The sequence below is a fragment of the Acaryochloris sp. IP29b_bin.148 genome, assembly GCF_028285565.1.
In the GTDB taxonomy this organism is placed as follows: domain Bacteria; phylum Cyanobacteriota; class Cyanobacteriia; order Thermosynechococcales; family Thermosynechococcaceae; genus Acaryochloris.
In genome coordinates this window covers 1-12,113 of sequence record NZ_JANQOY010000207.1, presented here as the reverse complement: position 1 = coordinate 12,113, position 12,113 = coordinate 1, and the positions used below count along the sequence as shown (strand labels likewise).

At 46.9% G+C, this 12,113-nt stretch carries 11 protein-coding genes and 1 pseudogene; 6 read left to right on the top strand and 6 right to left on the bottom strand.

Going from position 1 to position 12,113, the window contains the following annotated elements; translation table 11 throughout:
• The 3 genes and pseudogenes from Q0986_RS18590 to Q0986_RS18580 all read left to right on the top strand — a co-directional run.
• A pseudogene (locus tag Q0986_RS18590) lies at positions 1-195 on the top strand (DDE-type integrase/transposase/recombinase); the annotation flags it as partial.
• Between the two features lie 203 nt (positions 196-398).
• Complete coding sequence (locus tag Q0986_RS18585; RefSeq protein ID WP_299414131.1) at positions 399-1,814, top strand: serine/threonine-protein kinase; 1,416 nt, start codon at positions 399-401, stop codon at positions 1,812-1,814.
• A 216-nt stretch (positions 1,815-2,030) separates the two neighbouring features.
• Complete coding sequence (locus Q0986_RS18580) at positions 2,031-2,957, top strand: histone deacetylase (RefSeq protein ID WP_299414128.1); 927 nt, start codon at positions 2,031-2,033, stop codon at positions 2,955-2,957.
• 209 nt (positions 2,958-3,166) lie between these two features.
• Here the strand turns inward: Q0986_RS18580 and Q0986_RS18575 are convergent, their stop codons facing one another.
• Positions 3,167-3,799: a hypothetical protein gene (locus tag Q0986_RS18575; RefSeq protein WP_299414125.1), complete on the bottom strand. Its 633-nt coding sequence runs from the start codon at positions 3,797-3,799 to the stop codon at positions 3,167-3,169.
• A gap of 141 nt (positions 3,800-3,940) precedes the next feature.
• On the bottom strand, positions 3,941-5,140 hold the full coding sequence (locus tag Q0986_RS18570) for a glutathione S-transferase family protein (RefSeq protein ID WP_299414122.1): 1,200 nt from the start codon (positions 5,138-5,140) through the stop codon (positions 3,941-3,943).
• A 120-nt stretch (positions 5,141-5,260) separates the two neighbouring features.
• Here Q0986_RS18570 and Q0986_RS18565 point away from each other — a divergent pair, with 120 nt between their 5' ends.
• Positions 5,261-5,653, top strand: a complete 393-nt coding sequence (locus Q0986_RS18565) for a hypothetical protein (RefSeq protein ID WP_299414119.1) — start codon at positions 5,261-5,263, stop codon at positions 5,651-5,653.
• Positions 5,654-5,665: 12 nt separating this feature from the next.
• Here the strand turns inward: Q0986_RS18565 and glgA are convergent, their stop codons facing one another.
• Positions 5,666-7,138, bottom strand: coding sequence for a glycogen synthase GlgA (gene glgA / locus Q0986_RS18560; RefSeq protein ID WP_299414117.1), 1,473 nt, complete (start codon positions 7,136-7,138; stop codon positions 5,666-5,668).
• A gap of 472 nt (positions 7,139-7,610) precedes the next feature.
• Between glgA and psaK the strand changes: the two genes are divergently transcribed.
• Entirely contained in the window at positions 7,611-7,871 is a 261-nt protein-coding gene (psaK, locus tag Q0986_RS18555; RefSeq protein ID WP_299414114.1) for a photosystem I reaction center subunit PsaK, read from the top strand.
• 66 nt (positions 7,872-7,937) lie between these two features.
• Here psaK and Q0986_RS18550 read toward each other — a convergent pair whose 3' ends face one another.
• Positions 7,938-8,576: a TetR/AcrR family transcriptional regulator gene (locus tag Q0986_RS18550; protein WP_299414111.1), complete on the bottom strand. Its 639-nt coding sequence runs from the start codon at positions 8,574-8,576 to the stop codon at positions 7,938-7,940.
• Between the two features lie 379 nt (positions 8,577-8,955).
• A complete protein-coding gene (locus Q0986_RS18545) occupies positions 8,956-9,138 on the bottom strand; it encodes a hypothetical protein (protein ID WP_299414108.1) in 183 nt (60 codons plus the stop codon).
• A gap of 317 nt (positions 9,139-9,455) precedes the next feature.
• On the opposite strand from Q0986_RS18545, the gene Q0986_RS18540 reads away from it, so the two are divergent.
• Positions 9,456-11,915 (top strand): hypothetical protein, encoded by a 2,460-nt coding sequence (locus Q0986_RS18540; RefSeq protein ID WP_299414105.1) that lies wholly within the window; start codon positions 9,456-9,458, stop codon positions 11,913-11,915.
• Here Q0986_RS18540 and Q0986_RS18535 read toward each other — a convergent pair.
• Positions 11,912-12,113: hypothetical protein (locus Q0986_RS18535; RefSeq protein ID WP_299414102.1), on the bottom strand; the 202-nt coding region annotated here is incomplete at its 5' end. The two genes, Q0986_RS18540 and Q0986_RS18535, sit on opposite strands and share 4 nt — an antisense overlap.

Genomic DNA, 12,113 nt, shown 5'->3' with positions numbered 1-12,113 from the left:
GGAGCAAGATCACAGAGATATCAAACGTCTAGTGCATCCTGGTGTGGGTTTTGGTTCGTTCAATTCCGTCAGAAGAACTTTGAAGGATTTGAAGCAATGCACATGATCCGTAAAGGTCAAATCAAAAAGGTGGGCAAGGATGATGTGATGGGACAGATCTGTTTCATCCATCAAATCTTCCGATTAGCTGCATAGTCTTGAATGAAGCTCAGAGGAGTTTTGTCCCTGGAAATATTATTTGCGACACAACCGCCACAACAGTAGTGATAAAACGGATAAAGTTGCCCCTATCTCAACTGAATGTTGATCCAAGATTTGTTGCGAAACTTACTGGGGGTGTCAGGCCAGCAGTTGTTTTGCTCATGCTTTAAAAGAATCTTGTTTTAGAAGTGCCCATCATGCAATCAATAATGTATGGCAAAGAACCTGGTGAATCCTTTGGTGAACATTACCAAATTGAACGCCAGCTCGCTAAACGGGCAGGACGATATACCTTCCTAGCCCGCGACCTGCGGTCAAAGTCACGGGTCATCATTAAGCGACTGTTTTTTGGGGAAGAGTTTGAGTGGGATCAACTCAAGTTGTTTGAACGGGAGGCAGCCACCCTTAAAGCCTTATCTCATCCTGGTATTCCCAGCTATTTAGATTTTTTCGATCTGGATGTAGCTCCCGGTCATGGTTATGCTTTAGTTCAATCCTATATTCCAGCTAAGTCCTTGGATGCCCAACTGAAAGCAGGCCGCACCTTCAGTGAAGCAGAGGTCATTGATCTGGCAACTGCCTTGCTAGATATCCTGTGCTACCTGCACGAGCGGGCACCTGCAGTGATTCACCGAGATATCAAGCCCAGTAACATTTTGTTGGGAGATCGAACGGGCAACAGCATCGGGACGGTTTATCTGGTTGACTTTGGCTCTGTAAAAACGCTTACACCTCAAGCAGGTGGTAGCTTAACGGTGGTGGGAACCTATGGCTATATGCCCCCTGAACAATTTGGCGATCGGACTGTGCCTGCTTCTGATCTCTTTAGCTTGGGAGCCACTCTCATTTATCTGCTGACAGGACAGCATCCAGCGGATTTACCTCAAGTTGACCAGCGCATTGACTTCGAATCTGCGACTCATCTGAGCTCGACACTCACTCGCTGGCTACAGCGGATGATTGCTCCGAGCCTCAATCAACGGTTTAGTTCTGCCCGAGAGGCATTAAAGGCACTCCAACAACGATCTGTACAGACGACTCTTAAACGCAAAAAACCGGTTGGTAGCAAAGTTGAGTTAACCCAGGATGCCCATGCCCTGGAAATTGTAGTCCCCCCAGTAAGAGTGTCGATGGGAGGGCTATTTGGCATCGCTTTTATAGGAGTGTTTGCGATCGCATGGAATTCATTTCTGGTCACTTGGTGTGGGATAGCACTTGCTGCTCCATTTCCCATAAATGTAGTCTTTCTCTTATTTTCGCTACCCTTTTGGGCTGCTGGAGCAACGATGGTGGGAGGAGTTTTATTTGGCCTATTTGGGCGGGTGCGATTGAGATTAACGCTTACAGAAATTAGTCAACACTATGAAATGTTTGGATTTAGACGAGCGGTAGCCCCGAGTAGCCAACGCCATGAAATTACAAAACTAGAAATAACCAAGACCTATTTCACCAAAGATTCTGATGGCGATACGGTTGAACATAAACCAGAGCTGTTAATTTGGGCAGGAACCCGTAAATATGGCTTTTTCAGAGGAGGCACTCTGAGTCCCCCTGAGCTGGATTGGTTATCCAAAGAAATCAGTCACTGGCTAGATCTGCCGATACATACATAGTTTGATCTAGGTGTCTAGACGTTTTTGGCGAAAAATAGTGATAATACTTTACTGGTAAGGATTATCACAGATCTATCACTCTTTAAGAGAACAGAACAAACCCACGCTTTATTAATCCACGGCCGTCAATCGATACACTAGGACTGGTTGTTTGTTTCCTGTCTCATTTTCCCAAGCCACCTAACTCGGTCCCCCTTCTGATCAAGGATAAGCTGCATGCTACCCATTGTTTATTCGGATCGCTTTCTGGAACATTTAACGGGTCCCTACCATCCAGAAAAACCGGAGCGGTTAACGGTGATCAAAACTGCCTTAGAGCAGGCGTCTTGGGCCGAGCAACTACAGTGGTTACCGCCGACTCCCGTGACTGAGCGCGATCCCTTGGCTTGGATCACCCCCATTCATACCGCCGACTATATCCACAAAGTCCAATCTTTGGCTGAGGCGGGGGGCAGCTATCTCGACCCCGATACGGTGGTGTCTCCCCATAGTTATCAAGTGGCTTTGTTAGCGGTCAATGCTTGGTTAGATGGTGCCGATCAGGTATTAACTCACCAATCTCCTGCTTTTGTGTTGGCCAGACCCCCTGGTCACCATGCAGTACAAGAGACAGGTATGGGGTTTTGTCTTTTTTCTAATGTTGCGATCGCAGCCCACTACGCCCTCTCTCAACCTGGCATTGAGCGCGTCGCCATTCTCGACTGGGATGTTCACCACGGCAATGGTACGCAAGCGATTGTCGAGTCCCATGCCCAGATTGCCTACTGTTCCCTGCATCAATCTCCTTGCTATCCCGGTACAGGAACGGCGGGTGAAACAGGGTTGCATGGCAATGTCCTGAATTTGCCGATGCAGGCAGGCAGCACGTTGACTGATTACGAACCAAAATTTAGAGATCAGATCATGCCCTTTTTTCAGAAGTTCAAGCCTGATTTATTGTTGGTCAGTGCAGGTTACGATGCCAATGCCGCCGATCCCTTAGCAGGGGTTAATCTAACGCCCCAAGACTATGGCGTCTTTACCCAATATTGTCTACAGCTCACCTCCAACATTTTGTTTGGATTGGAAGGGGGATATGATTTGCCCGCCTTAGCCCAATCGGTGGTAGCAACCCTTCAAGCCTGCTTGCAGGCCCACGGTTGAGGGCCTAACAACGAAACCCATCCAGCCTCATTTTTTCAACAAAGCCTGTAGGCAAAGATGATCGCTATTAGCCAGAACGGTTGATCTTCAACATTTCCTCAGATTTGCTTGATAGGGTGTCAGTGGAGGTTCTTCGGAACTCCCTTATCTATGACTTAGTACAGAAGGCTATCCTCCCCCTGAAGAAGCTGTGCTTTAGGGGGTTTCTCTTAACCCTTTGTCTCCTCTGCCCCCATCAGAATATTAACCAGAATTCGCAATAGATCGTCTAAATCAGCAGGGACACGGTAAAGATCGAGATCTTGGGTGATGGTCCTAGACTGGCGATCGAATTGTCCAAACTGCCAAATATTCCCAGTGGAGATCGCGCCGTATAGAATTTTCTGGTCAGATTCAATCCATTGATCGAGGGCAATCAGCTCAATGGCAAGTTGGACAAACCCCCGCTCCAGGTTTTCGTTTTTGGCCTCGATCACCAGAAAGGTTTGGTGATTTTGGAGGAGATAATCGAGAGATCCTTTGAGCTGATGACTGACTGCAACAGGGTATTCAACATTCAGCGTGGCTTGAGTATAGTGCAGAACGTCAGTTAAAACAGGGGCAATCAAGAACTCGCGTCTCACCATTTCAGACGTCAGACTTAAGCGAGGCAAACTCTCTTCTAATCGACTTCTCAGATCTTGGAGCCGATCCAAAGGACCCGGATAACGAGGCCAGGTTAAAGTACGACGCAGCAGCGTTGCATTGAAATGGGACAAAATGTCTTGGGGAGCAAAGTTGAGCTTAAAGTAATCCGAAAAGGTATAGGACTGATCGGGTTGGATGATGACAGCTTTCGGCATGGCACAACTCCTTATTGCTCAGATCAAACAGGGCAAAGTCGATGGTGGGCTAAATCCCTCGTTTGCAAGAATAGGTTTGATCTTCCTGCAAACACCATTATCAATCAGAGTGCCTGAATCCTGCTGAAACCAACTCTTTCACTATGTCTTGGCAAAGTTTGCAGGGTCTTGGTCTCGGCGATGGCGGACCGGAATGGGGGTGCCTTGACGGTTACCGACGAGGGCGGCGGTAAGTTCTAGAGATTCCTTAAGCCGCTTGGCCGCATAGATGGACATATCGCGGGGAACACTGATGCGATCGCGCAAATAACGCAATCCAATATCTGAGCCAGGGGGGGGAGTGCACACCTCTCCAGTCATTAAATGAGTGAGCGCACAGCGCAGCGCTGGATCAAATAAATCATCCTGAGTGGGATTGACCTTAATAATATTCTCGTGATGCTTGACCACCCGATGCAACGCTTCAGTGCGGGAAGTTTCGGGTTCTGGATAGGTAACATCCGGCAATTCCTCCCAGGGGCCGTTATCCACTCGATTCCGATTGATGGGAGTTTGCGGATCTTCGTTTTTGTAGCATCCACCCATTTGAGGAGGCAAGTCATGGGCATGGGTGTGGAAGTCGCTTTGCGTCCCTCGGTAGGTAGGGCGACTTTCCATCGCATCAAACCAATCGGAAAAGTGAGGATTCTCTTCTCGTAAGGAGTAGCCCTTGTAGTAGTAAAGGCTGGCATTCATGCGCTCTACATAGGGCGTAAAAATAACATCTGCTGTGCCAAACTCTTCTAGAAAATAAGGTCCAGGCGTTCGGTTCAGAGCTGCTTCCACCTTTTCAACGACACTGACAAATTGGGCTCGATTGCGCTGATCTTGTCGAGGGCGGGAGGGATAGCATAACCAGGTACACCAAGCGCGAAACAGTAGCCGTTCCAGTTGACGGAGCGGCATCACTGCCGGATCTTTCATCCCTAATCCTAAGGGACCAAACGCTTGCTCTAGGGCGATCAAAATATCATCGCTTTCGGTAATCACACGACCATCCAGCTCTAGGGCAGGCAGCATGCCAGAGGGAACAATGCGCTTATACCAACGCTCTTTTTCCCCATAGCAAAACATGGTTACTTTCTCGATCCGATAGGGGATCTGCTTTTCTTCTAGCCATAACCAGACTTTCTGACAGTAGGGGCACCAAGCATGGTTGTCGCGGTATAGCGTGACTCGCACATCGGCTTCGGATTGGCCAAACAGACGTAGGCCAGCTTGAGCATTGGTCGGGCCGTTAACGGGGTCTAGATGGAAGTCGGTACGAGCGGCTAGTTCAGTCCAACTGAGGGGAGTACTCATGGGGATGTTTAGAAGAACGCAAAGCGATTGAATTATAAAAGGTTCTGAGGATCATTTGCACAGCAGGGTTGAGGGTTTAACCTCAGCTTTAGCAGAGAATAAGAAGAATGTCGTCTTACTTTGGGTGATCAAATTGGTAATGCTATTCGCTATGATTCAAAGTCTATGAACCCAATCGGATTAAATCTAGTTGTTTTACGTTCTAGCCAACCCAAAGAACTAGCTGTTTGGTACGGGAAATTGTTAAATCGCACAGTCAATGAAGAAAAACACAGTCATGGTCCTCTCCACCATTCGCTCCAGCTGGGTGATTCTGTCATTGAGTTTTATCCTCAAAAGCATAAAGCGCAAAGTGCCCCAATGACGTTCGGTTTAGTGGTGAGTACCCATACGTTTGAGCGTTTGAGTGCAACTACAACATCTAAAATATTGAACGAAAACAGCGTTATCATCAACGACCTTGATAATAATCAGATCATTGTGCAGAGAAGAATCAGCTCAAAAGATAGCTAGCCATATTTGGCCCTAACAACGGATCTTTTCGTAAATATCTTGATATTGCTGACCCGGATTATTCCAGGAATAGTCGTAGGCCATTCCTTGCATCATCAGCTTTTGGAATTCCTTCGGATAGTCGTGCCACAGGCCAATAGCGCGGTTCATGGCTGACTCCAGAGCTTGGTTGTCAGTCTGATAGAACACATAACCGTTCCGCTTTTCGGGTGGCTTTTCAGGATCGTAATCTCGGTCAAATACCGTATTGACTAGCCCCCCTACCCCACGAACAATGGGAACCGTTCCGTACTGTAGGCCAATTACCTGGGTTAAACCACAGGGTTCGTAGTTACTGGGAACAACAATCATATCGGCCCCAGCGTAGATCAGGTGGGCCAGTTCCTCATTAAACCCAAGTTCTAAATGGCAATCAGGGTTGTTGTTAAGGAAGTGTTTTTCATGCCAGAACCAGGAATTAATCCCAGGCTCAGTGGCGGACCCCAGTAAGACAAATTGTGCATTCTTATTTAGGGCATGGTAGATAGCGTGGTGGACTAAATGCATCCCCTTTTGTTCATCTAAGCGGCCAATAAAGGCGATTAGGGGTTGGTCAACATTCCGCAGCAATAAACGCTCTTTCAGCGCTTTTTTATTTTGTGCCTTCCCCCTCAAATCCTCCAGGGAGTATTGATGGGGAATATAGTCATCCTTTTCTGGGTTCCAGACACTGTAATCAATGCCGTTGAGAATCCCGCCAAACTTCTGATGGTGGAGTTCGAGGGTATGCCCTAACCCGTAGCCTACATTTTCGAAACGCGCTTCCCATGCATGGTGGGGGGAAACTGTATTCACATAGTTGGAGTAAACAATGCCGCCCTTCATGCAGTTCAAGGCAAAGGGATTGAAGTTATCCTGGAGGCGATCGTAGTTAAAATAATGGGCTTCGCGGTTTAGGCCAGTGGCCCAAAGCACATTGGCTCCTGCAATCCCCTGATGCTTAAAGTTATGGATGGTATACACCACTCGCTGGTTACCCATGCCGTGGTACTGATACATCTCGTAGAGCATCACGGGTACTAACCCCGTTTGCCAATCGTGGCAATGCAAGATGTCGGGACGCTTATTGGATCTCAGTAAAAATTCCAGCGCAGCCTTACTAAAAAAGGAGAACCGCATATGGTCATCGGTGGCTCCGTAGTAATGGCCCCGATTGAAGAAATTATCGCTTGAGTTGGGTTGGATAAAGAAGCACAGTTGACCATGAACCCAGCCACAAAAGACGTTGCAATGGATGGCTCCGCCATACCAGGGGACGGACAAATCTCGATAGGCGTCATGCAGACCCCAAATGTGGTCATAACGCATACAGTCGTACATTGGCAGAATGAGTTCTACGCAATGGTCCCTGAGCGTGAGTTCACGACTGAGACCATAAACCACATCTCCAAGACCCCCAGCTTTGATGACTGGGGCGCATTCAGAGGCAATCTGAACAATGTACACGGTTACTCCTTGCTTTAATCAACCTTTGAAAAACAATATAAATAAAAACTTAATTCACAAAAGTATACATATATATTGTTCGCAATCGGGCGGGAATCGCACCATCCTATTCCACTTTTTAGACTGTCATCTGCTCAACCTTATCGGCAATGAAGATGCCTGATCCGCACATGGGACACTTTTGGGGTCGATATTAGACGGATATGGGTTCATTTGGAGTGGGGGCTTGGTGTTTGCAGATAAATCCTGCTGTAGGAGGGGTGCAAACACCACGATAAGTCCCCTAATCTTCATTCAATATGAACTTTGTTGACAGAAGCCATAAAGTTTATTGACGGGTTCTTTAGTAAATCTTCATACAAAGATTCACGATGCACCTTTGATACAGTATCTTTCTACAAGGCACTTTTATTGCATTCATAAACATTCAGTACGGACTGAATATTATTTTTAGGGTTAAGGAGCATACAAATTGTTCACACCAACTTTTCTCACGGTTGCCGTCCGCGCGGTTAATTGGAGCCCAACAGTGGGTGTTGTTATGATTGCTGCCAATATTATGGCTATGGCGATCGCAAAGTACAGCATTCAATATCCTAATGTGGGTCCCAGTCTGCCAGCAGGCAATTTATTCGCTGGGTTTAGCGCTACATCTGTACTTGCTACTCAAGTCTTTGGCCATGTCTTAGGTGCAGGTGCTGTTTTAGGACTCACCTATTTGGGTGTTCTCTAGGCCCCAATCTAAAGACTAGGGGCTCCCTCAGCCCAATTGAGTTATCTCTATAGAACAGTCAGAGACCTAATGCTCTGACTGTTTTTGCTGTGAAGGCTGTGTGAGTATCCCGTTCAAGAAAATGTCAGCCAGGGTTTCTGCCATTTCTTTTTGAAAGGCGGGTGAAGGGTTGTCATCCATCAGGGTATCTTGGCTAAACCCAGCAATCATAAACATCCCCAGGAACACGCGGGCAACGACCTTAGGATTCAGCTCCCGATAGGTGCCTCGTTCAATCCCCGTTTGAATAAAGGCTTCCACCACGCTGGTCATCTTAGAAATAATTTCGGCTTGGATGCGATCGCGCAATTCAGGATGGAACTGGGCTTCCATAAAACAAACTCGCATTAGATCCGCCTGTTTGGGGAGCGTTAGCATCCGTTCGCGCATCAATTGGGCCACAGACCGGTAACTGCCCATTTCACTCAGATGGGTGAGCAGGTCAGTGAGCATTTCGCTCCAGCCTTGAGTGACCACCGCAACTAAAATCGCTTTCTTATTGTCAAAATGTCGAAATAAAGTACCTTCAGCGATTTCAGCGGCTTCAGCGAGTTGACGAGTGGTGGTTTTTTCAAATCCTTGACGGGCAAATAGGCGCTGAGCGGCCTCTAAAATGCGTTTATTCAGGTCAGCTTGAGCGGCAGTGGGATAAGAGGAGAGTTGCATAATTCAAACCTGAAGCAACTGATTAGCCTCTATTGTCCAATGAATTTCGCAAGACTAGCAGAAGCATTGGTGTTTCTTTATGAAGGCACTGATTACAAGAATGGATACTATTGTCAGGTTTGTTTATTGATCAGCAATGGCTATAGTGCCTCGCGTCATCGCAATTCAAGTTGGGTTGCCACAAGCGTTTGGTTAAGAAGGGACCACCCACTTTATGGAGCGTCCCTGGACCACTATTAGGTTCAACTCATTTAAACGGTGATGGTCAAGCTGATTTAAATGTTCTCCATTTGAAGATCTCAATGGGTTTCAGTACCATGGTGCCTGGCTACAGAATCTATTGATTGCTGGATCAATGAATGGCTATGGACAGTGACTTTCAGGCCACTCCACAAAATCTGAAAGAATGAGCAACCTGGAGTCGTCGCCATTGCTCTAAATCGCCATGCAGTTTCCCCGTGCCAGGTTGAGAGAATGAGAGTAGCACAGCAGATGACTTCTTCATGGTGGTTAAGTGCCCCATAATACCGGGTTTCCCAAATACAGCAAATGTAGTTTTCAAAATTTCCGCAAACTCTGAAACGTCAGTGAAATATGACTTTCAGAATGTATATCTTTTATTGTTTGACCAGAGTGATTTAAGAGCAATTCTAAGCAAAATTCATTGAGTTAAAGTGCAGATTTACGATCACGCTGGGCACACTCAATAACGAGCTAATTAAAGCAAAATACTTGATTTGAGTTAATAATCCTGGATCTGTCTATCATGTGGCAGCAAAAAAGCTATTCCTTGCAACAACTTCAGTCTCGCGGCTCTATCGGTGAACGGTGGGAATCTCAAATCATGTCTATATCCTTATGTGTGTAGGAGTTCAATGTATGCCTCGGTGTCATCATCTAACCAATACTGCCATCGCCATTACCATCCTTGTTGGTTTGCCTGCAATCGCTAAGGCCCAGACTTCAGAACCCTCAACACAAGCCTCAGACCTTCGAATTGGACCTCGTGTTGGTGTTGGTGCTAACAGTCCCAGCAGTGGCACAGAAACCAACACTCGTCTGGAAACTTTTCTGCCGATTTGGCAGAAACCGGGTCAAGCTCTCACCTTCTTTGAAGGACGCCTCCTCTTGGATGATCGGGCGAACCCTGGTGGCAACATTATCTTCGGCCACCGCAAATACAGTGACCGTCTCAATCGAACCTTCGGCGGTCATCTGGGCTTTGACATCCGTAATACCGACAACAGCACCTTTCAGCAATTGGGTATAGGATTAGAAAGTTTTGGCGACGATCTTGATTTGCACCTCAATGGGTATTGGCCCGTAGGCAACACTCGACGCCAAGTGGGTCAAAGTTTTTTTAATAGAGCATTGCAACTCAACGGCCCCCCTCGCTTTGGTGGCAATGCTTTACTGTTAGATTTGCAGGAAGAACGTCGGATTACTCGCCAATTTGAAGAAGCCCTAGCAGGTGTTGATTTCGAAGTGGGAACACAACTCTTGAGCTTCAAGAATGGAGGTGAGTTACGGGCATATGTAGGGCCTTACTTTCTTCATAGCGGAAATCGAGGCAATACCTTTGGAGGGCGGTTACGTTTGCAGTTACAGCCAACTCGAAATATCAGTACTGGAGTTGGCATTCAGCATGATGAGTTTTTTGGCACCCATGTGCTGGGGAGTCTTACCTTTACGTTCCCAGGGAATCGTCCCAAAGGACCAATTGCGGCGGAGAATCAGGTCGTAGCTCGTATGGGTTCTTCGGTCAATCGCAACAATAATGTTGTGGTCGATACCCAAACCGATGTCCAGATTCAGGTTGCGAACCGGACAGTGGAGGCCATTAACCCGGCTACAGGCCAGCCCTGGTTTTTCAACCATGTCAATTTAGGATTGGGCAACAGTGACGGCACCTTTGAGTCACCTTTTGGCACGATGGCTGAAGCCTTAGCAGCCACCCGTGGAGATGGCAATGATATCGTTTATGTGGCCCAAGGGACGAATCCAGGCATTCCGGCATTCACTATTCCTAACAATGTGCAAGTGCTGTCGCGGGGACCCGTGCAGCAGATTGCAGTGGCTTCGATTCAATCTCAATTATCACCCTCAAATACTTTGAACTTAGGTACGGTCCAACTTCCATTCTCAGGAACAGGGACACTGCCTCAAGTGAATGGCACAGTAACGATGGGGAACGATACAGTACTATCAGGTTTTGATGTCAATGTAGATGGCGGTCCAGCACTGGTCGTGAATAACATTACCAGTGCAACGGTCAAAGATAGCACACTCACCAGCACGAATTCGACAACTGACGGTATCACCATTGATGGGGTCACAGGCACATTCAACCTCAGTGATACTCTAGTGACGATTACCAATCCAGCTAACAACGGGATTACTGTCGCTAACGTAGATCCAACCACAGGCGAAGTGCAGATTAATGCTAAATCTGGGAGTAAAATTACAGGCCGTGGTGTGGTGTTGGGCAATAACACCACGCTGTCAGGCTTTGAGATTAATTTTACTGGTGCCGCTATCCAAGCCAGTAACGTTCAAAATATCAGGATCAAGAACAACCGCACTACCAATGGTACTGGGATTTTCCTGAACAATATCTCTGGGGACATCATCGTCACTGATAATTTCATTGAAGCTGGTAATGACGCGATAGTTACTAGTCTCACGGATGTGGCCATCAGCAACCTGGATATCTCTGGCAATGAAATCCTTGCCCTTGACGGTGGGGGTAATTTTGAAGATCCTATGTTCATTTTTGTATTGGGTACCACTCAGATCGACCGGGCAACCATTTCCAATAATACGATTACATCAGATGGCTTTGGTGATATTGGTATTCTTCTCGAAACCTCTGGCACTAGTCGAATTCAAGAGCTGGCGATCTCAAATAACACCATTACCACAGGACCTTCTAACGGGATTTTGGTCAATGTTAATAACAGCAGTCAGATTTCAAATGCCACTTTTTCAAACAACACCATTACCTCTGAGGCTGATGGTATTGCCTTTAATGTCAATAGCACAGGCCAGATGTCAAATTCTACGATCTCAGGCAACACGATTACAGCTACAGATGACAGCATTGAGATCTTGGACAGTATTAGCAATGATCTCTGCTTTGCCATTACAGGCAACACCAGCCTCGGTGTACCTAACAATGATCTGAGAGTGAGTAATGGTAATGGCGGAACTCTGCGGATCGTGGATATTAATAACCTGTCCAGCAATAATCCGGGTTTCGATGATACTGATCCTGCTGTCTTGCCAGTTCCGGGGAATATCGAGAACGGCACACCCGGCAGCAATGGTTGTCCAAATTAATCCAACCAAACCTTTGGTTTTAATCGCTCTTCCAACGAGCGGTGTTGATCCCTTGCTCCCAATTGCTTTAACGCAGACTTCTGCGCCTTGGTTAAGCCTTTAACGCTTGTGATATTAATGCCTTCATAGATGCGATCGGGGCGTAAGGTCTTGATACACTGTTTTGTGTGGATATCCCATAGTTTAATGGTTTCATCT

Coding starts and splice junctions, on each gene's coding strand:
- Q0986_RS18580 (WP_299414128.1), top strand. CDS start 2,031: ATGCTACCCATTGTTTATTCGGATCGCTTTCTGGAACATTTAACGGGT.
- Q0986_RS18570 (WP_299414122.1), bottom strand. CDS start 5,140: ATGAGTACTCCCCTCAGTTGGACTGAACTAGCCGCTCGTACCGACTTC.
- Q0986_RS18575 (WP_299414125.1), bottom strand. CDS start 3,799: ATGCCGAAAGCTGTCATCATCCAACCCGATCAGTCCTATACCTTTTCG.
- Q0986_RS18550 (WP_299414111.1), bottom strand. CDS start 8,576: ATGCAACTCTCCTCTTATCCCACTGCCGCTCAAGCTGACCTGAATAAA.
- Q0986_RS18585 (WP_299414131.1), top strand. CDS start 399: ATGCAATCAATAATGTATGGCAAAGAACCTGGTGAATCCTTTGGTGAA.
- Q0986_RS18540 (WP_299414105.1), top strand. CDS start 9,456: ATGCCTCGGTGTCATCATCTAACCAATACTGCCATCGCCATTACCATC.